Consider the following 20,284-nt stretch of genomic DNA (forward strand, 5'->3'; position numbering starts at 1 on the left):
CAGACCTCAACTAAATGAATCTCACTTCCCCGGCTGATACATTAGTCTGTGATACGGTGCAGATTGCCCTTTGGCAGTCTGATCCGGCATACAACTATAACCGTGAATTGATTACTCCGGAGATGAATGTCTTTGAGTGGATCAGCAGGCAGTTTGGGGAATTGATGCGTAAAATATTCGGCAGTCGTTTTGCTGAAGAGTATTCAGGGCTTATCCTGATATGTATTGCGATTCTTATTTTGCTGTTGATTGTTTGGTTCCTCTATCGGAAACGTCCCGAATTGTTTATGGTCTCTCGTAAGAATGCATTGCCTTATACGATTGAAGAGGATACAATTTACGGTGTGGATTTTCCGGGAGGTATTGCAGAGGCACTTTCCCGTCAGGATTACCGGGAAGCGGTACGTTTGCTTTATTTGCAAACTTTGAAACAACTTAGTGACGCAGAACGTATTGACTGGCAACTTTATAAAACACCTACCCAATATATTAATGAAGTACGGATGCCGGCATTCCGGCAACTGACCAATCATTTCTTGCGGGTGCGTTATGGTAACTTTGAGGCGACGGAAGAACTCTTCCTGACCATGCAGTCTCTACAGGGAGAAATAAAGAAAGGAGGCGTCTCATGAAAGGAAGCCATTGGTTCATTATCTTTATTGCCGCCTTTCTATTTATCATGTTTGCAATAGAATATCATTTGCCGAAGAACTTTGTATGGAAGCCCACTTTCGGACATTATGATGAGCAACCTTTCGGATGCGCGATATTCGATAGTCTGTTGTCTTCTTCTTTGCCACAGGGCTACACCTTTTCGAAAAAAAGTCTCTATCAGTTGGAGCAGGAAGATACGACGCAGCGCAGAGGGGTATTGGTAATCTCTGATAATTTGAGATTGTCGGATGTTGATGTAAACGCTCTGTTGAAAATGGCGGAACGTGGAGATAAGATCATGCTGGTGAGTACCTTGTTTGGCAGATATCTGGAAGATACTTTGAGTTTCAGGTCTTATTATTCTTATTTCAGTCCGATGGCTTTGAAGAAATATGCAACTTCATTCTTATTAAAAGACAGTCTGTGTTGGGTGGGAGATTCGGCGGTTTATCCCCGTCAGACCTTTTATTTTTATCCCCAGTTGTGCTCTTCTTATTTTTGGGGAGATTCGCTTCCTGAAAGGGTGCTGGCACAAAAAGTCCTTGAGTCGAATGAATTTAAATACGAAACCGAGGCGGACTCACTGGTCACGGATAGTGTTACTTATATGCCTGTAGCGATGTCCCGTCAGTGGGGTAAAGGAGAGGTCATTTTAGTTTCCACTCCGTTGATTTTCACCAATTACGGTATATTGGATGGCAAGAATGCAACCTATATTTTCCGTCTGTTGTCACAGATGGGAAAACTGCCCATAGTTCGTACAGAGGGATACATGAAGGAGACGGCACAGGTGCAGCAATCGCCTTTCCGCTATCTTTTGGCACACCAGCCGCTTCGTTGGGCGTTATATCTGACAATGATTACCATCATACTCTTCATGATATTTACTGCGAAGAGACGGCAACGGGCTATCCCTGTTATTCAGGAACCGGCCAATAAATCTCTTGAATTTACCGAACTGATAGGTACACTTTACTTTCAAAAGAAAGATCATGCGGATCTGGTCCGAAAGAAGTTTTCCTATTTGGCCGAAGAACTTCGGAGGGAGATTCAGGTAGATATTGAAGAAGTGGAAGATGATGAACGCTCTTTCAACAGAATTGCCCGGAAAACAGGAATGGATATACAAGAGATTGCGGAACTGATCCGCGAAGTACGTCCGGTGATTTACGGAGGACGTACGATTGATGCGGATCAGATGAAAGTGTATATTGATAAAATGAATGAAATAATCAATCATATCTAAAGAAGAAATTTATGGAAGAGAATACAGAACAGCGAGTGGATTTAACTCTCTTTTCCGAGAAGATACAAGAGTTGAAAGACCGGATTGCTTGCGTCATAGTAGGACAGGAGCAGACTGTCGATTTGGTACTGACGGCTATTCTGGCGAATGGACACGTATTGATAGAAGGTGTTCCGGGTGTTGCTAAGACACTGTTGGCTCGTTTGACTGCCCGTCTGATTGATGCCGATTTCAGTCGTATCCAGTTTACTCCGGACTTAATGCCGAGTGATGTGTTAGGTACGACTGTGTTTAATATGAAGACCAATGGCTTTGATTTTCATCAGGGACCGATTTTTGCAGATATTGTATTGGTGGATGAAATCAACCGTGCTCCTGCCAAGACACAGGCCGCCTTGTTCGAGGTAATGGAAGAGCGCCAGATCAGTATTGACGGAACCACTCACCGGATGGGAGAGCTTTATACGATTCTGGCTACCCAGAATCCGGTAGAGCAGGAGGGAACATACAAACTTCCCGAAGCACAGCTCGACCGTTTCCTGATGAAGATAACAATGGATTATCCCTCATTAGAGGAAGAAGTGAACATTCTGGAGCGTCATCATACCAATGCTGCATTGGTGAAATTGGATGATATCACTCCCGCCATTACCAAAGAAGAAGTGCTGTCCCTTCGTGCTTTTATGAATCAGGTGTTTGTAGATCGAACGTTGCTTCAATACATCGCATTGATTGTGCAGCAGACCCGTACCAGTAAAGCCGTATATTTGGGAGCTTCTCCACGTGCATCTGTAGCCATGCTGCAATCGTCGAAAGCTTATGCCCTTTTGCAGGGACGTGATTTTGTGACGCCGGAAGATATTAAGTTTGTAGCTCCCTATGTACTTCAGCACCGCCTGATCCTGACTGCGGAAGCTGAAATGGAAGGTTATTCTCCGGTGAAAGTGACACAACGTTTGATTGATAAAGTGGAAGTTCCGAAATAGTTGATAAATGATAGTTGATAGTTTATTGCTACAATCTAACCACAGTCTTTAATCTTTAATTTCTAATTAATCAGTTAATCAGTTGTTTTTAACTCGTCGTTTCTATATTGCCCTTGTCGTAGTTATCCTGTTATTGGGTAGCGGATACGTCTTTGCTCCGTTCTTTGTCATCGGGCAGTGGACTCTTTTTGTCCTGCTTCTGGTGGTACTGGCAGATGCATATTCTCTTTATCGCATTCGTGGAATCCGCGCTTTCCGTCAGTGTGCCGACCGCTTCTCCAATGGTGACGAAAATGAAGTGAGTATTCGGGTGGAAAGTAGTTATTCGCATCCTGTATCTTTAGAGATCATAGATGAGATTCCTTTTATCTTTCAGAAACGTGATGTTGACTTTCAGGTGAAGCTTGGAGCAAACGAGGGAAAAACAGTTACCTATCATCTTCGCCCTACTCATCGTGGTGTTTACTCTTTCGGTCATATCAGAGTTTTTGTGACCGGAAAAATCGGCTTTATATCCCGACGTTATACTTGTGCGGAACCTCTGGATATTAAAGTGTACCCGTCCTATCTGATGCTCCATCAATATGAATTGTTGGCAATAAGTGATAATCTGACTGAATTGGGAATAAAGCGTATTCGCCGGGTAGGACATCATACGGAGTTTGAGCAGATCAAAGAGTATGTAAAAGGTGATGATTACCGCACGATTAATTGGAAAGCAAGTGCCCGCCGACATGAACTTATGGTGAATGTATATCAGGACGAACGTTCCCAACAGATTTATAATGTGATAGATAAAGGTCGAGTGATGCAGCAAGCTTTCCGAGGGATGACTCTGTTGGATTATGCGATTAATGCTTCGCTGGTATTATCGTATGTTGCCATGCGGAAAGAAGATAAAGCCGGCTTAGTGACCTTTGATGAGCATTTCGATTCTTTTGTTCCTGCTTCTAAGCAACCGGGATATATGCAAACCTTGCTAGAGAATCTTTATAGTCAGCAGACCACTTTCGGAGAAACGGATTTCTCGGCTCTTTGTGTCCATTTGAACAAGCATGTCAGCAAACGTAGCTTGTTAGTACTATACACAAACTTTTCGAGTATAGGAGGTATGAACCGTCAATTATCTTATTTGAAACAATTAAACCGCCAGCATCGCTTGCTTGTAGTCTTTTTCGAAGATGTCGATCTGAAAGAATATATAGCTCAACCCGCAAAAGATACGGAAAGTTACTATCGTCACGTGATCGCAGAAAAGTTTGCTTACGAAAAGCGGCTGATTGTATCTACTTTGAAACAACATGGAATCTATTCCTTATTAACCACACCGGATAACCTTTCAATTGATGTGATTAATAAGTATCTGGAGATGAAGTCACGGCAACTATTGTAATATGAATATCAATAATAGTCAGACTTTTTATTCTTCTTTATTATTCCATAGAACTTATAATCCTATGGCTTTTCGTGTTTCCACAAAAAAGAATATAGCCATGCCGATAATGATAATCCCTAATATCCCATAGAAGAGTCGTGCCCGGTTGCGTCCTACGTTTCTGACAATGGTTTGCGCATTACGTGTTGTGAAGAACCAGTCCCAGTTAAGCAATGACGCCAGCAGGGAGACAGTTCCTGCCAGCGCAAAGATTCCTTGTACGATATATTGCCCGGTCATAGTTTAATCACTCTACTTCCGTCTTCCAATTCTTCAATTGTTACTTTTACGGCGTCACCCGGTAGTAATTCCTCCACCAGTTCCGGCCATTCGATAAAGCAGAGAGCACCACTGTAGAAATAATCTTCGTATCCCATGTCGTACACTTCACTTAGTTTCTTGATGCGGTAAAAATCGAAGTGATAGATTAACTCCCCGGTTTCGTCCGAACGGTATTCGTTGACAATAGCAAAAGTAGGAGAACTGATAACATCGGCTACACCCAATTCTTCGCAGAGTGCTTTCACAAATGTGGTTTTACCGGCACCCATCTTTCCGTATAAAGCAAATACAGTGTTGTCGCCCATAGCAGCGATGAATTCCCGGGCTGCTTCATGGATACTTTCCAGTGATTGAATTTTGATTTCCATATACTATATCTATTATGATGACTTTTTCCTGCAACAACTCTTTCCGATTTTGCAGACAGCATAAATCAGGATAGAGAAGAATATGATGGAAGCTCCCGAGGGGACTTTCCAATGATAAGAAATAAACAATCCGCCCAAGCATCCCAAGAAACCGATACCGATGGACAACCAGATGATTTTCTTGAAACTATAAGTGAAGAGGTTGGCCGTCATTTGTGGAATGGTGAGAAGAGATATGGCTAACACAATACCTACCATCCGCAGGCAGGCTACAATAGTCAATGCGATGAACATCATCAACACGTATTCGAATATCTCTACCGGAATCTTCTGCGAACGTGCAAATTCACGGTCAAAGGCAATATATACAATAGGACGGATAAACAGATAAAAGAATCCGGTCAGTATGAGTGCCAATATGCCGAGCATCCATAAGTCAATTTGATTGATGGTCAGGATATTCCCGAAAAGATAAGCTGATAAGTCTGGTGCAAATCCGGGTGACAAAAAGCTGAACATGATTCCGAGTGCCATTCCCAACGTCCAGAATACTGCAATGGCAGAGTCCTCGCGCATATCTTTCCGTCTGCTGAGCCACTCCACACCGAAGGCTGATAAAACCGAGAATACAGCCGCCGAGAGTATCGGGGAAATGCCGGCAAACAATCCTAACCCGATTCCTCCGAAAGAAGCATGAGTGATTCCTCCACTGATAAATACCAGGCGGCGGGTAACGATGTAGGTACCGATAATCCCACAGGCAATGCTTGCCAGCAGACTACCCAACAAGGCGTGTTGAAAGAATGTATATTGTAGTAAATCCAAGTAAATTAAAAATTAAAGATTAAAAATTAAAGACCGTGATTAGATGATAACAACAGGCCATCATCTCTCACCTATCATTTATCACCTATTACCTATTACCTCTCAACTTTCTCCGTTTCTTCTTTCTCCGATAATTAGAAAGACCTCGTCTTTGAGATCATCCGGCAGTTCGATGCCACGGAGTTGAAGACTACGCACCCATCCGGCCACTTCTACATCCAATGTTGTATACAGTACATCCCGAAACATATCTGTCTCTTCTTCCGTATATGCATTTCCAGGTCTGCCAATGAACTGGTCCAGCTCTTCATCATCGTAATATTCTATCTTTTTACTGACAGCAGCCAACAAACTATCCCGTTCGCATACTTCATGTTGGCCGCAGCATTCCACATCTACTTCCTTCACTTCCGGCATACGGTCCAGTTCGCCTTTCTCTATTTTCTTTTGTAGTCTTTTGTTGCGGATGATTCCGGCTATCAGCGCGATAACACCCAGCAGTACCAGACTTATAATAAGTATCCACATGACAATATAACAGTTACAAATCAAATTTGTGCAAAGTTACTTATAAATTTGCATTCTATCATGTTAGGCTATCTATTTCTTTTCTTACTTTTGTATCTTACTAACCTAAAGTTCATACATGATGAAACAAAAGAAACTGTTATTTAGCTTGATAGGAGTATGCTTGTTATTAGGATTCTCTTCCTGTTCCAGTGAAGACAAAAGTGTGTTTGGGGACGACTTCGAGATTCCTGAATTGACAGATGCAAATACTATTCAATTCACGGTAGATGCTAGCGGTGAATGGAAGGTGATAGAAATGAATGCAGGTGGTGGACGAATTGCTATCGAATGGGGTGATGGACGATTACAAAAAATCGAACATCCCGATAATGCTTCGATTCAATACAGATATAAGCCTTCAAGGAGTTTCACGGTAAGGGTTTGGGCAGAGGAATTGACAGCTTTCAGTGTTGGTGGTGTGTTGATGCCGGTAAGTAATATGCATTTGGGGGATTTTCCCAGGATGAAGAGGATTGAATTAAATAGTATAAAAGAAAGTAGTTTCTTAGATTTGAATACTTCCTGCCCTAATTTGGAATATATGAATATTGGAAATTGGGAGGGTTTGGAAGAATTGCATTTTGATGAGTGTCTGAATCTGAAAACGGTACAGGTATACACTAATCCGAAATTGACTTCCATGAAATTGGGGCATTGTGAATTTTTGACATCGTTGTATTGTATAGATAATGGAATAACTTCACTTTCATTGAAAAAGTTACCAGCATTACATACGGTAGAGTTAACCGGTACACCGCAGTTGTCGGCTTTGGAAATAGATGATGATAATATGATTAGTGTATTGCATATTGAAGGATGTGTATTTCGGAAACTGGACTTTTTGAACAAGTTAATGTCATTGACTGAATTATATTGTAGCTCTAACAAATTGACAGACCTTGATACATCTGGTAATAAAAAACTGTGGTATTTGGATTGTTATAATAATCAATTAAAGAGTTTGTCTATCCCAATGAATAATAATTTGAGAAAACTTGATTGCCGATATAACAAATTGGATAAAGATCAACTTAATAATATCTTTAATACTTTGCCGGATGTTACAGGGTATCCCGCTTATTATGATAAATGTGTGATTATGTACAAGAATAATCCGGGAGCGGCAGATTGTGATGAGACTATATTACAGAATAAACATTGGCGGGTGAATTGAAACTTACCTTATCAATAAATGAAAAACGACTTAAGATATTTGAAGTATAATGAAGAGAAATTATTTACTATTAGCATTCCTGTTTGTTGGAAACATTACTTTTGCCCAATCTTCTATTGAGAGAGGGTTAAATACGATCAATCGTTCCTCCGCCGAGGCTACTATCAACTTTTTGGCAGGCGATGAGTTGCAAGGTCGTGAGGCGGGTTTTCACGGTTCACGTGTGACTTCGGAGTATATTGCCTCTTTATTGCAATGGATGGGAATCCCACCTTTGACTGACAGTTATTTCCAGCCTTTTGATGCTTATCGCAAAGAACGCCAGAAAAAAGGGCGCCTGGAAGTACATCCTGATTCCATAGCTAAACTGAAACAGGAAGTCCATCAGAAGCTCTCTATGAGGAATGTATTGGGAATGATTCCTGGTAAAAACACGAAAGAATATGTGATTGTAGGGGCTCATTTCGATCATTTAGGCATCGATCCTGCACTCGACGGCGATCAAATATACAATGGTGCTGATGATAATGCTTCCGGTGTATCGGCAGTGTTGCAGATAGCGAGAGCCTTTCTTGCCAGTGGACAGCAACCCGAAAGGAATGTAATCTTTGCCTTTTGGGATGGAGAAGAAAAAGGATTGCTAGGCTCTAAATATTTTGTACAAGCTTGTCCTTTCTTGTCTCAAATAAAAGGGTATCTGAACTTTGACATGATTGGACGTAATAACAAACCTCAACAGCCTAAACATGTTGTCTATTTCTATACAGCCGCTCATCCGGCTTTTGGTGATTGGCTGAAAGAGGATATCAAAAAACACGGCTTACAGTTGGAACCGGATTATCGTGCCTGGGATCATCCGATAGGAGGAAGTGATAACGGTTCGTTTGCCAAAGTCAATATTCCGATCATCTGGTATCATACCGACGGGCATCCTGACTATCACCAGCCTTCCGATCATGCAGATCGATTGAATTGGGATAAAATAGTGGAAATTACCAAAGCATCTTTTCTCAATATGTGGAAGATGGCGAATGAGAAGTCATTTTAAGGAAACAGATAAAATACAATCCTGATAATGAACGGGAAAATGTGTCAGGATTGTACTTCTTATTTTTTGAGTATTCTTTTCAAGTAGTCGATATTTGGCAGATTCACAGTTTCAAAAACTCCTTTATAAAACAGGGCGAAGTTGTTGAAAACACAAGGCAATTGCTTTGCTTTTTCTAATGTGTCCACTTGAATGAAAGAAACAGGAACATTATTTGTTTCGCAATACTGTTTAATCATCTCAATGTATTGATAGATATAAGGGCATTGCATATCATAATAAACAGTCAGTTCTTCGCTTTCTATTTTTAGCCTTTTAGCATTTGGAGTGAATTTCGGGGTTGTCCCATCAAAAGAAAGGGCAAGCAATTCATATCCATTATCGGTAGTGTCAATCACCTCAAAGCCGAACTTCTTTGCAAATGATTGGTCTGAAAGCCAATTCTTCTGTTTTCTTGCTCCAAGCATACAAATGCCGGATTTACCTTTTTCTTTAGCATCAGCTATACAGTACTCCATCAACGAACTTCCATATCCGTTTCCTCTGGGACTGCCTAAAACCCATAAGCAATAGAGGTAATAGTAGTTGCCTCCTATTATCGGTACCCAGGCCTTTTCAAGAGGAGCATATTCAATAAAGACCGTAGCTTTTGCATTTAACTTTCTAAAAACATGACCTTCCTTCAGTCGGTCGGAAAGCCATTGCCGTTTTGCTTCAATGCCCGGATGAGATTTTTTACTACGGATAATGCAGCATAAATGCTCATTGGAAAGATTTTCTGCTGTTAAGTTTATGAAATCAGTATTCATATATGTTCTCGTTTTTATTTGGATAGTATCAATCAGCCAGTGGGGTAATTGTAACCCTTTATTGGCCTGTTGACAGACTCTCTTTGCAAATATAGCGAATTTGTGTAGATAATCTTTGTTTCCCGATGGTAGAATTCACGGAAGCTTTCTTTCTTAAATAGGGGAGACAGCGAATAAGAAGAACTTTACATCCGGCAATAAATAGCAGATGGCAAAAGACGAAATAGAATAGTCACATATTTCCATCTTTTAGAGATGAAAGCTACTTTTTTCTTTTTAGAAATAGCCTTTTTTATTTGTCTCACAGCCTTGTCAACAGGAGTAACCCAGAACAATCCTTCTCCTTTTGCCATGGCAGTGTCTACAAATCCGGGACGAATATCGGTCGTATAAATAGGATGGTGAGATTTGGTCGCTTTCTGCCGTAGCCCTTCCATATAATTGATTTGATAGGCTTTCGATGCATTGTAGGCAGGGGCAATACCACTGCCCCGAGTACCTCCAACGGAGGAGATAGTAACCAGATGCCCGCTTTTTTGCCGTTTGAAATATCGGAATCCCCAGTCTGCAATGTTGGTGAATCCTATCACGTTGGTTAGTAAAGTGGGCTCTTCCAGTTGGTAGGATAGTTCAGGGTTTAGTTCTCCGGTACCGGCACAGATAATCAGTATATCCATTCCACCCATTTTTTGAACGAGTGTCTCAAGGGATGAAATGGTGGATTGTGTGTCGGTGATGTCACACACTTGATAGAATAGTTTGTCTTCGTCACGGGCGCATACCTCTTTCAATAGATTTTCTCTACGACCGGTAATGCCGATAAGGAAATCTTCTTGAGAATAAATTTCTGCCAATCCACGGCCGATGCCGGAGGTTGCACCTATAATTATAATTTTTTTCATGAAATACCGTATACTTTATTTGTCCGCAAAAGTAGGGGTAGGGAATAAATAAACTCTTGACTGAAATCAAGAATTTACTTTTGTACGACTTTTCTTCGGATGCGGCTTAATGTTTCGGGACGGATCAGAAGGTAAGAAGCCAGTTCTTTTAAAGTAATCAGTTTCAGTAAGTCGGGACAACGGTTGATAATTTCGAGATAGCGTTCCTCCGGCGTCAGGCTGTACATTGAAATCATCCGGTCGTAGACCTCCCACAGCAAAGTTTCTGCAATGCGACGTCCCAACTTTTGGTGAGCGTCGTTGGTATCGTAGAATTCTGTCATTTGCTGGTAATTGATTACGTATACCGAGCAGTCACATAAAGCCTGTATATCTACATTGGATTTGTCCTGTAATTGAAAAGCCGGATAGTTGCCAACAAAAGAATGATCGAAAGTATATCCTACGATGCTGTTTTCGCCTGCACTGTTAGTACAACAGTACCGGAAAGAACCGGAACTGACGAACCCCATTGTTTTACATACTTCTCCTTGACGGGAAAAGTATTCTCCTTTCTTATAATAGGTCTGCTTCCCCTGTTGCAATACGAAATCTACAATAGGGGAGTAGTTGATATGGGAAGTATATTTATTGAAATCTTCCACAATGTCCGGAGATTATCCTTCGTTTATCACCTGAAATCCGGCCTGCTTCAAATCCTCCCAATATCCGGGATATGATTTGGTGACCACCTGCGGATCGGCAATAAGCAAATTAGGATGACAGATAACTGCCGGAGCAAATGCCATTGCCATACGATGATCTTCGTAGGTATCAATCACCGGAATTTCCTCCGGTTCACATCGTTCGCCATTCCACATTAATATGCTGTCATTTTCTTCTTCAATAATATATCCCAACTTTTTAAGTTCGGTGCGCAATGCGGCAATACGATCAGTTTCTTTTATTTTCAGACTTTGTAATCCTGTGAAACGGAAAGGAATATTCAGCAAGGCACAAGTAACGACAAACGTCTGTGCCAAGTCCGGAATATCGACAAAGTCCTCTTCCAGCCTTTCCGGTGCTTTGCCTGTTTTTTTCAGTTTCACACCTTGCGATGTAAATTCGGTAGTTATACCTAGGCGTGAGAAAACTTCTGCTCCCCGACTATCACCCTGATAGCTGTTACGGAACAATCCTAACAATTCTATTTCTGCTTTGGGAGACAAGGCAGCAATCTGATACCAATAGGAAGCCGCACTCCAGTCACTTTCCACTTTGAAAGGAATACTCTGGTAGAGTTGTGGAGCAACGGAAATACTGCTTGGAGAAGTCCATGCGGCTTTGGCTCCAAAGTCCTGCATCAGTTGCAATGTAAGATTAATATATGGACGGGAAATAATCTCCCCGCTCAAATGCAACGTCAAACCATTTTTGAGTACCGGACCTATCATCAACAAAGCAGATATATATTGGGAACTGACATTTCCTTTCAGTGTTATTTCGTTTTCTTTCAGCTCTGCCCCTTTGATACATAGAGGAGGATACCCTTCATTGTGGGTATACTTTATTTCAGCTCCTAACTCCCGAAGAGCATTGACTAATATCTGTATCGGACGTTGCTGCATACGTGCTGTTCCTGTGATGGTCCGCTCTCCCGGAGTCACACTTAAATAGGCGGTAAGGAAACGCATAGCAGTGCCCGCAGCCATGATGTCAATCGTCTCTTTCCCTTCGGTGAGAGCCTTTATCATCACCTGTGTATCGTCACAATCAGACAGGTTTTCAGGAGCATACGTTCCTTTACCCAATGCATTGATGATTAATGCACGATTACTGATACTTTTAGAAGCCGGCAACTGGATAGCTGCTGTTACCGTTGAGGGAGGGATGAGTTTATAGAGCATCATATTTAAATATATTCTTTGTTATGAAGTACAAAAGTAGAGATTTATTCGGAGACTTCCAACTGGTTTTGGCTCTTGGTAAGGGAGTTGAGGTAGTATCTATCTCTTCCGGCTTATTCTTTTTATTATTAACAATGGTTTGTTTGGAAAGAAATTTTATATTTGCAGTATACTAATAATAAGCTCATGAAAATAAAATCCTTGTATGCCTTATTGTTTTGTATTTTTACGACTGGATGTTTGGACGGTCAGAAACAGTCGGATCATGCAATCCTTATCGCTTATACGTCAACAGAATTTCCGGAATTAGGCTCTTCTGTCTGTTATTTGAATGAACGAGGTGATACGGTGATTCCTTTTGGTAAATATCATTATGGAGGGAGTGATACCATACGGCATATCGGTTTTGTAGTGGAACCTCATACCCCCGGATGGACAACGATCAACAATAAAGGAGAAAAACTTTTTTATACCTTTAGCTTTGATAATGGGCCGGACTATGTAGAGGAAGGGCTTTTTCGTATCATAAACGATGAAATGCTGATGGGGTTTGCCGATACATTGGGGAATGTCGTCATCCAACCGCAGTTTGCTTTCGCTCTTCCTTTCAAAGACGGGAAGGCCAAAGCGACTTATACCGGGGAAAGAAAGACACTGGATAAGTATGGGGAGCATTGGATGTGGCAAAGCAATCATTGGTTTTATATTGATAAAAAAGGTAATAAATTGAAATGAAAATATCGAATATACGTTTACTCAACCAACAGTTGTTAAGTCCTCTTTTCTCTCAACCGAAGGAACTTGTGTCATGGATGGGAGCCATACAGGCACAGAATTATTCCATGGTAAAGTGGGCAGTAGGAATGCGTTTGAAGTCGGCAACGATTCAGACTGTGGAGAAAGCGTTACGCGAGGGTGAGATTTTGCGGACCCATGTAATGCGTCCGACATGGCATCTGGTAGCGGCAGAGGATATCCGATGGATGTTGAAACTTTCTGCCGAGCGTGTGATAGCTGCCAATGAATCTTATGCGAAAGGACATGATCTGGATATTTCAGAAGAACTTTATGCGAGAAGTTATCGGTTACTGGAAAAGATTCTTAGTGGAAAAAAGAGTCTGACAAGGCAGGAAATTGCTGAACATTTTAGCCGTTCGGGAATTGTGGCGGATAATCATCATATGACTCGTTTTATGACACGAGCGGAACAGGTAGGTATTGTCTGTAGTGGAGAAGATAAAGGAAGTAAATGCACGTATGCGCTTTTGGAAGAACGTGTCCCGCCAATGCCCGAATTGACAAAAGATGAATCTTTAGCTCGTTTGGCCAGAAGCTATTTTCGGAGTCATGCTCCCGCCGTTTTGCAAGATTTTGTCTGGTGGTCGGGACTGCCTGTTACCGAAGCACGACAAGCTGTCTATCTGATTGATTCAGAATTGACTACGGAAGAATGGAATGGACAGACATGGTATATTCATGAAGATTGCCGGACTCGTGGAAAAGTCTCCGGAAGTTTACATCTTCTTCCTTCTTATGATGAATATTTGCTTGGGTATAAAGACCGGACAGACGTTTTGCCTAAAGAGCATTATGCAAAAGCATTTACGAATAATGGTCTGTTTTATCCGATTGTTCTTCATGAGGGGCAGGTGATAGGAAACTGGGATAAATCAGTTAAAAAAGGAGGCTCGTTCATAGAGCATTCATGGTTCCGGCTGGATGATTGTGTCGATGAAGTTGCTTTGAACCGTGAAAAGGACAGGTATATACGATTTTGGAAATAATATGAAAAACGTATGCTCTGTTTCTCTGCAATTCACCTCTACTAATTATAGTATTTGTTTTTAATCCCCTTCACCCGTGAATGCCCTATTTATCAGGTGTTCAGAAGAAAGGTGAAGGAGATAGATAAATGCTATATCTGTAGAAAGAACGGATATACCTCTTATTAACTTTCAAAAGCATAGCTTTAGCCAGTCTAAAGCTATGCTTTTCATTCCCTAAAGCTATGCTTTAGTCGGGTAAAACAACCGGTATATGTGAAGTACCTATTTATTCATTTGTTTCTTGGCCCATTCCAGTCTTCGTTGATCGGCTAATGGAGTCACTTTAAATTCTTCGAATGTAGCGGTGAACCCTTTCCGTCCGTCCGGACAAGCTCCCATCAACCCAACCATGACAGGATAATTATCTTGCAACCAACAAGTGCGCATCATAATATATTCTTTATCGTCACGTGAGAAAAATATTTCTACTGCATCCAAACGGCGGACTGCTTTTATCCATATAGAACGGGGAGCATCCGGCAACTGCACTACGCTCCAATCGCTAGTCCGATGCGTTACAACAGCACTCACATTCTGTTTGCCATCTACATATTCCACACCTGCTTTGATCCAGTTTTCATGGTCGATGCGCAGCATTAATCCCATTTGGTCGAAAGTTGTTACGTAATTGCCGGTTATCTTTACTTTGGCTTCGAATTCTCCACCGTAAGTGGCATAATAGAAAGGACCGTCGTCTACGGTAAATCCATAATGAGAAATCCGCCAGAAGTCAGTTTTTGCCGGAACGTCCATCACTAAAGTTTTACCATCTTTTATTTCCCATTGTTGAGGCTCATTCAGCCAGTTCATTTTATTCAAACTTTGTCCCATAGAAGAAGTTGCTACTGCCATAAAGGCTATTGACATGATTTTGATTTTTAAATATTTCATGATTATTTCTTATTTGATTATCTTTGTGGTGCAAAGATAGCACAAGCCGCCGTGTGTAACAATACTGAATAATAACCATTTTATAGAATGGACGTATTACAAAAGGAAATAGATGAAGTTTATGCAACGCAACCGATCACTGATGAAACATTGGATAATAGGGTTGTAGAGCAGCATCGGCGATTTATTCATTCATTGACAGAGATAAATGGCGGGTGTGCTGTAATTTCGGATCTTTCGAACAGGAAGAGTTATATTGCCGTTCATCCGTGGGCACATTTCTTGGGGTTGACTCCCGAAGAAGCTGCGTTAAGTGTAATTGATTCTATGGATGAAGATTATATTTACCGGCGTATTCATCCTGAAGATTTGGTAGAAAAGCGGTTATTGGAGTATAAGTTTTTTCAGAAAACCTTTTCAATGCCTTTCGATGAACGGCTGAAATACCGGGGAAGATGCAGAATACGTATGATGAATGAGAAAGGAGTGTATCAGTATATTGATAACTTAGTGCAGATTATGGAAAATACTCCTTCGGGAAGTGCATGGCTGATCTTTTGTCTTTATTCCCTGTCGGCAGATCAACGGACAGAGCAAGGTATATACCCTACCATTACTCACATGGAACGTGGAGAAGTGGAAACACTTTTCTTATCGGAGGAACATCGCAATATATTGTCCGAACGTGAAAAGGAAATACTTCGCTGTATACGTAAAGGACTATCAAGTAAAGAGATTGCAACAACCCTTTATATCAGTGTGAATACAGTCAACCGGCACCGGCAGAATATTTTGGAAAAACTTTCTGTCGGGAATTCGATAGAGGCGTGTCGGGCTGCTGAATTGATGAAACTGTTGTAATTGTAATCCAATTTTTTTCACCTGTTTTAAATGATCATGTGTGAATGCATCTACTACTACTTCAGTTTCCACCATAGAAATGGTGAAAGCTTTGGCGCCATATCCGAGATATTTCAGATTGCTCATTTCTGTTTGAAATAAAGCGGCTGAAATATCTCCGGAAGTGCCATAAGGTTTTAGTAGATTGGTATATTGTTTTTCTATTTCCTGAAAAAAGATTCGTTGCTCCATAAGGTATCGTCTGCATCGAAAGCTATAACTATAATAAATCCTTTCATCGGTTTCGTCGTCAATTTATGATTTTTGTAGATATCCGGGTATCTCATAGAGCAAAGATAGAAGAAAAATCAATATATCATTTAAAAGTTGACTTTGATATTTTTTCGGAAAATAATATCTTCTGCATTTCTCCCGATCATAATTGTATAATCTCCATCAGCTTTTTCCCAACCGGACTGACCGTAATACGCTAGTCGATCAAAAGGAATTTTGAGTTGGATTGTTCGTTTCTCCCCTTTTTTTAAAAACACGTTTTCAACAGCTTTGAGCTCTTTTACCGGACGGGTTGATTCTCCCCACCATTTTCGGGTATATATTTGGATTAGTTCGTGTCCGTCCATTAAGCCGCTATTATAAATAGGTATGTTGACAGAAATAAATTTTTCCTCAATGCTGATGTCAGGCTGCCCATATTCAAAAGTTGTATAGGAAAGGCCGTAGCCGAATGGATATTGTGGCTTGTTGTCAATATCAATGTAACGACTTGAGTAGTTGCCTTCCTTGTCTACTGCCGGACGACCTGTGTTTTTATAATTATAGTATACAGGGATCTGACCTATATGCTTGGGAAAAGACATAGGTACTCTTGCCGACGGATTATATTTTCCTGTTATGACATCCACCATGGCATTACCGGCTTCTGTTCCGAGAAACCATGTATAAAGAATGGCGGGTGCTTTTTCTGCTATTTGGTTAAAGATTAGTGGTCTTCCACCCATTAGTAAGGTTATACATTTTTTATTGACCTTATAAATTTCACAGGCAAGTTCTTCTTGTACTCCGGGAATATGTATGTCACCTCTTGAACGGGCTTCCCCACTCATTCCCCAGTTTTCTCCCAAAGCCAATATAACCAAGTCGGACTCTTTGGCTGACTTGATGGCAGCCGGAAAACCTGACCTATCATTACCAGAGATAGAACAACCTTCTATAAAAGTGATTTCAGTTTGTGGAAATTTGTTTTTGAGTGCTTCAAGTAAGGTGACGGCAACATCTGTTTCGGCAGCTACTGTCCAGTTGCCGTCCATAGCCCGTTGGAAATTGGCCAATGGTCCGATGACGGCTACTTTTTGAGGTATCTTCACTGGAAGCAGACTGTTGTTTTTGAGTAAGATAATGGACTTGCAAGCCATTTCGTATGCTGTTTTCCGGTGTGAATTCGTTAATATTTCATCAGCTTCTTTCTGGCTGTTGCAATATCGATACGGATCATCGAAAAGACCTAATTGATATTTTTGTACCAAGACTTTGCGAACTGCTTCATTTAAGGTAGCTTCTGAAACTTTCCCGGTTTCTACTAATTTCTTCAGTTGGTCGGAATAGACATTACTTTCCATATCAATGGTAACTCCTGCCTGAATGGCTTGCATAGCTGCCATTTCCCTGTCTTTGCTATAACCGTGTACTACCATCTCCCAGATGGAAGCCCAGTCGGAGACTACGAGCCCCTTATATCCCCATTGTTTATAAAGCAGATCATACAAGTATGCATTGCCGGAGGAAGGTACACCGTTAATCTCATTAAAAGAGCACATAAAACTGGCCACCCCATTCTCTGCTGCAACTTTGAACGGAGGAAGGTAAACATTATGTAATGTTTGCATAGAAATATCCACAGTGTTATAATCTCTGCCTCCGATAGCTGCTCCATAAGCTGCGAAATGTTTGGCGCAAGCCATTAGCTGGAGTCCGTCGTCGAAAGGTTGCTGGTAACCGTTAATCATTGCTTTCCCCATTTCGCAGGCCCAGTATGTATCTTCTCCCGGTCCCTCCATCACTCTTCCCCAACGAGGATCGCGAGCAACATCAAGCATTGGTGAGAAAGTCCAATGAATACCGGAAACCACCGATTCACGTGCTGACACCCGGCATGATTGCCATATGGCTTCTGTGTCGAAACTGGAAGCCATGGCCAGGGGAATAGGAAATACAGTCCGGTAACCATGAATGACATCCAGTCCGAAAAGAAGTGGAATATGCAGTCGTGATTGCATGGCGAGTTCTTGCATGGAACGAGTTGCATATTCACCGCATACATTCAACATAGATCCTATTTTCCCTTCTTTAATCAGTTTCCGCTTATCTCCGGAATCAGTGATAGGACCGGTTGCCATTTGGAATCCCGTTATCTGATTAAGTTGTCCTATTTTTTCATCCAATGACATTAACCGGATGATAGAATCTGCCTTGGTCTCATAACTTTGCTGGGCAAAGATTGAGGATGAAGTGATTATTCCTAAAAGGAGTATGATGATATGTTTCATGTTGTTTCTTATTTTTCAGTAACGCCTTTCCAGCTATCTGTACGAAATGGAATAGCGGGAAGACCTTGTGCATTAAATAGATTGGCGGCGGGGTTGTTGCTCCAAGCATAACGGACAGCAACCGGTTCTGCTATATTCTCGTTGTATACAATGATTTTTCCATTTGCATCAATAAATGCTTTTGCCCATACAAATTTCCGGTCTTCTCCGGCAATGCTGAATCCTTCCAGATAGCCATACTTGTTATGAATAGTCAATTGAGAACCATATGTATTCATGGTAATAACAGCTGTATTTTCTTTAAAACTGACATTCTGGAAAGTAGGACCGCTGTAAACAAGTGAGTCTCTGCCATAATCTTTGTGCAATGCAATTAAGGATAGGCGTCTGCCCACTTCCTGTTTATTTGTAGGGTGTATACTATAAGCGTCGCCGATGTCATATATAGTGGCCTGTCCTGTGTGTGGCAGTTCCAATGTCATAGCTTGAGATTCCCGAAGTTCTGCCCATGAACTTCCGACAGGGGTCGTGTCTTCCGGATACAGGTTGGCTAATTGTACCCAATAGAAAGGTAATTCATACCCCCATCGGGTTCGCCAATCTTTTATCTGTGTTTGAAATAGTGTCCGGTAATCATATCCTGCTCCTACATTATTCTCTCCCTGATACCAGATGACTCCTTTTATACGGAAAGGAGTGAGTGGATGAATCATTGTATTATATAAGGAGGAATGTACCATGTTGGGAGTTATATCCAATACATGGTAATCTGCATTGGCAACTGACATTTGATATTTCCAGTTTCCTGCCAGAGAGTGACGGGTATTGTCAATTTCCAGATAGATGTCCGCTTCCTGTCCCCACATGCCACCACTTCCTCCGTTATCAGTTACTCTGACAGTGATGTTGTTACTGCCTTCTTTCAATATGCCGGGAGGTATGGAATAGATTCGTGGAGTATCCCATCCACTGGCATTACCAACTTTTGTTCCATTCACCCATGTGATATCTGCATCGTCGATGGTTCCAAGAGAAAGAGTGGCGGGTCTGCCTGCTTCCGTACAAGTTAAGTTCAGATCATATTTGAACCATACATGTCCGTCTATTAGTGATAAAGGAGTTGTTCCCCATTCACCGGGCACTTTCATTTCTTCCCATGCCACAGTGTTGAATCCGGGAATAAACCACTGGTTGTTAATTCCCGGATCATTTTCCATGGCATCCAGAAAAGCCTGTTTCTGTCCCTTGTTCTGGCGAATATATTCTTCCAGATTATTGACGACTTCCATGTTATATTGCTTTTGAACGTTGGAGGGGAGTGCAGTAAAAGCTTCATCACTAATCCATGTTTCAATATCTGTTCCTCCCCAAGAAGCGTTGATAATCCCAATAGGAATTTGCACTTCTTTATACAGAGCTCTGGCATAATAATAGGCTATTCCCGAAAAAGCTCCGACAGTGGAAGGAGAACATATCTCCCATTGGGCATTAAAATTGTCCTGTGGGCTGTTTTTGATGCTTTTAGGTACTTTTAATGCTCTGATTTCCGGATAATTGGCATTTTGAACTTCTTGCTTTGAATTGGCGGACTGTTCAACAGTCCATTCCATATTAGACTGTCCGCTGCATAGCCAGATGTCTCCAATCAATATATTTTCTATTTTAATACTGTTTTCTTTTCCTTGGACCGTTAGAGAATAAGGACCTCCATAAGGTATAGGAGATAAAATTATTTCCCAAGTGCCGTCTTTCTTACACCGTGTATTCACTTTCTGATCATGAATACTGACCGTCACAGTTTCATACCTGTTTCCCCATCCCCAAATCTTTATGGGCATATCCCGTTGTAACATCATGTTGTCGGTGAAGTATCCGGGCAGTTTGATTTCTGCCCGGATACTTTGAGAGATGAGTAAACAAAATATGACTAAAAAGAAAGTATCATATTTTTTGAATCTATCCATTTTTATACGTTTTT

General features: G+C 41.3%; 20 protein-coding genes and 1 pseudogene. 9 read left to right on the forward strand and 12 right to left on the reverse strand.

Annotation, left to right across the window (positions count from 1 at the left end):
• Nucleotides 1-14 precede the first annotated feature (14 nt).
• The 4 genes from AAHJ11_RS17235 (at nt 15) to AAHJ11_RS17250 (ending at nt 4,279) form a co-directional block, all read left to right on the forward strand.
• Nucleotides 15-632, forward strand: a complete 618-nt coding sequence (locus AAHJ11_RS17235) for a DUF4129 domain-containing protein (RefSeq protein WP_258975402.1) — start codon at nt 15-17, stop codon at nt 630-632.
• Entirely contained in the window at nt 629-1,900 is a 1,272-nt protein-coding gene (locus tag AAHJ11_RS17240; protein WP_413579906.1) for a DUF4350 domain-containing protein, read from the forward strand. Before AAHJ11_RS17235 ends, AAHJ11_RS17240 begins: the two co-directional genes overlap by 4 nt.
• 11 nt (nt 1,901-1,911) lie before the next feature.
• Nucleotides 1,912-2,886 (forward strand): AAA family ATPase, encoded by a 975-nt coding sequence (locus AAHJ11_RS17245; RefSeq protein WP_259021503.1) that lies wholly within the window; start codon nt 1,912-1,914, stop codon nt 2,884-2,886.
• 82 nt (nt 2,887-2,968) lie between these two features.
• Complete coding sequence (locus tag AAHJ11_RS17250; RefSeq protein ID WP_195649157.1) at nt 2,969-4,279, forward strand: DUF58 domain-containing protein; 1,311 nt, start codon at nt 2,969-2,971, stop codon at nt 4,277-4,279.
• A 54-nt stretch (nt 4,280-4,333) separates the two neighbouring features.
• On the opposite strand, the gene AAHJ11_RS17255 is transcribed toward AAHJ11_RS17250, so the two are convergent.
• From AAHJ11_RS17255 to AAHJ11_RS17270, 4 genes are all read right to left on the reverse strand, one after another.
• Nucleotides 4,334-4,561, reverse strand: a complete 228-nt coding sequence (locus tag AAHJ11_RS17255; RefSeq protein ID WP_117934321.1) for an immunity 17 family protein — start codon at nt 4,559-4,561, stop codon at nt 4,334-4,336.
• Entirely contained in the window at nt 4,558-4,971 is a 414-nt protein-coding gene (gene tsaE / locus AAHJ11_RS17260; protein WP_008998923.1) for a tRNA (adenosine(37)-N6)-threonylcarbamoyltransferase complex ATPase subunit type 1 TsaE, read from the reverse strand. Before tsaE ends, AAHJ11_RS17255 begins: the two co-directional genes overlap by 4 nt.
• Nucleotides 4,972-4,983: 12 nt before the next feature.
• The gene (locus AAHJ11_RS17265; protein WP_007757858.1) at nt 4,984-5,796 is read right to left on the reverse strand and encodes a metal ABC transporter permease; all 813 of its coding nucleotides are present in this window, start codon (nt 5,794-5,796) and stop codon (nt 4,984-4,986) included.
• Nucleotides 5,797-5,898: 102 nt separating this feature from the next.
• The gene (locus tag AAHJ11_RS17270; protein ID WP_148365240.1) at nt 5,899-6,324 is read right to left on the reverse strand and encodes a phospholipase; all 426 of its coding nucleotides are present in this window, start codon (nt 6,322-6,324) and stop codon (nt 5,899-5,901) included.
• A 118-nt stretch (nt 6,325-6,442) separates the two neighbouring features.
• Between AAHJ11_RS17270 and AAHJ11_RS17275 the strand changes: the two genes are divergently transcribed.
• Together AAHJ11_RS17275 and AAHJ11_RS17280 are read left to right on the forward strand one after the other, a co-directional pair.
• On the forward strand, nt 6,443-7,540 hold the full coding sequence (locus tag AAHJ11_RS17275; RefSeq protein WP_413579907.1) for a leucine-rich repeat domain-containing protein: 1,098 nt from the start codon (nt 6,443-6,445) through the stop codon (nt 7,538-7,540).
• A 49-nt stretch (nt 7,541-7,589) separates the two neighbouring features.
• Nucleotides 7,590-8,588 carry a M28 family metallopeptidase gene (locus tag AAHJ11_RS17280; RefSeq protein WP_217721264.1) on the forward strand — a complete coding sequence of 333 codons (999 nt, stop codon included), beginning with the start codon at nt 7,590-7,592 and terminating at the stop codon, nt 8,586-8,588.
• Between the two features lie 59 nt (nt 8,589-8,647).
• Here the strand turns inward: AAHJ11_RS17280 and AAHJ11_RS17285 are convergent, their stop codons facing one another.
• The 4 genes from AAHJ11_RS17285 to AAHJ11_RS17300 all read right to left on the reverse strand — a co-directional run bounded on the left by AAHJ11_RS17285 (nt 8,648) and on the right by AAHJ11_RS17300 (nt 12,185).
• Nucleotides 8,648-9,397, reverse strand: a complete 750-nt coding sequence (locus tag AAHJ11_RS17285) for a GNAT family N-acetyltransferase (RefSeq protein WP_413579910.1) — start codon at nt 9,395-9,397, stop codon at nt 8,648-8,650.
• Between the two features lie 185 nt (nt 9,398-9,582).
• Nucleotides 9,583-10,299 (reverse strand): SDR family NAD(P)-dependent oxidoreductase, encoded by a 717-nt coding sequence (locus AAHJ11_RS17290; protein ID WP_298044115.1) that lies wholly within the window; start codon nt 10,297-10,299, stop codon nt 9,583-9,585.
• A gap of 74 nt (nt 10,300-10,373) precedes the next feature.
• A complete protein-coding gene (locus AAHJ11_RS17295) occupies nt 10,374-10,943 on the reverse strand; it encodes a Crp/Fnr family transcriptional regulator (RefSeq protein WP_122136413.1) in 570 nt (189 codons plus the stop codon).
• A gap of 12 nt (nt 10,944-10,955) precedes the next feature.
• On the reverse strand, nt 10,956-12,185 hold the full coding sequence (locus AAHJ11_RS17300) for a 3-phosphoshikimate 1-carboxyvinyltransferase (RefSeq protein ID WP_321020930.1): 1,230 nt from the start codon (nt 12,183-12,185) through the stop codon (nt 10,956-10,958).
• Nucleotides 12,186-12,371: 186 nt separating this feature from the next.
• On the opposite strand from AAHJ11_RS17300, the gene AAHJ11_RS17305 reads away from it, so the two are divergent.
• Nucleotides 12,372-12,920: a WG repeat-containing protein gene (locus AAHJ11_RS17305; RefSeq protein ID WP_148365233.1), complete on the forward strand. Its 549-nt coding sequence runs from the start codon at nt 12,372-12,374 to the stop codon at nt 12,918-12,920.
• Nucleotides 12,917-13,969: a winged helix DNA-binding domain-containing protein gene (locus AAHJ11_RS17310; RefSeq protein WP_217721262.1), complete on the forward strand. Its 1,053-nt coding sequence runs from the start codon at nt 12,917-12,919 to the stop codon at nt 13,967-13,969. The genes AAHJ11_RS17305 and AAHJ11_RS17310 overlap by 4 nt, the downstream gene beginning before the upstream one ends.
• 264 nt (nt 13,970-14,233) lie before the next feature.
• Here AAHJ11_RS17310 and AAHJ11_RS17315 read toward each other — a convergent pair whose 3' ends face one another.
• A complete protein-coding gene (locus tag AAHJ11_RS17315) occupies nt 14,234-14,878 on the reverse strand; it encodes a DUF1349 domain-containing protein (RefSeq protein ID WP_413579955.1) in 645 nt (214 codons plus the stop codon).
• Between the two features lie 111 nt (nt 14,879-14,989).
• Between AAHJ11_RS17315 and AAHJ11_RS17320 the strand changes: the two genes are divergently transcribed.
• Nucleotides 14,990-15,763 carry a response regulator transcription factor gene (locus tag AAHJ11_RS17320; RefSeq protein WP_413579912.1) on the forward strand — a complete coding sequence of 258 codons (774 nt, stop codon included), beginning with the start codon at nt 14,990-14,992 and terminating at the stop codon, nt 15,761-15,763.
• A gap of 51 nt (nt 15,764-15,814) precedes the next feature.
• On the opposite strand, the pseudogene AAHJ11_RS17325 reads toward AAHJ11_RS17320, so the two are convergent.
• The 3 genes and pseudogenes from AAHJ11_RS17325 to AAHJ11_RS17335 all read right to left on the reverse strand — a co-directional run.
• Nucleotides 15,815-16,041: pseudogene (locus AAHJ11_RS17325) on the reverse strand (HAD family hydrolase); the annotation flags it as partial.
• An 81-nt stretch (nt 16,042-16,122) separates the two neighbouring features.
• Nucleotides 16,123-18,306 (reverse strand): glycoside hydrolase family 3 N-terminal domain-containing protein, encoded by a 2,184-nt coding sequence (locus tag AAHJ11_RS17330; RefSeq protein ID WP_413579913.1) that lies wholly within the window; start codon nt 18,304-18,306, stop codon nt 16,123-16,125.
• Between the two features lie 8 nt (nt 18,307-18,314).
• Entirely contained in the window at nt 18,315-20,270 is a 1,956-nt protein-coding gene (locus AAHJ11_RS17335) for a sialate O-acetylesterase (RefSeq protein ID WP_217721261.1), read from the reverse strand.
• Nucleotides 20,271-20,284: the final 14 nt, after the last annotated feature.

Source organism: Bacteroides sp. 90-K9/2, from assembly GCF_047310725.1.
In the GTDB taxonomy this organism is placed as follows: domain Bacteria; phylum Bacteroidota; class Bacteroidia; order Bacteroidales; family Bacteroidaceae; genus Bacteroides; species Bacteroides vicugnae.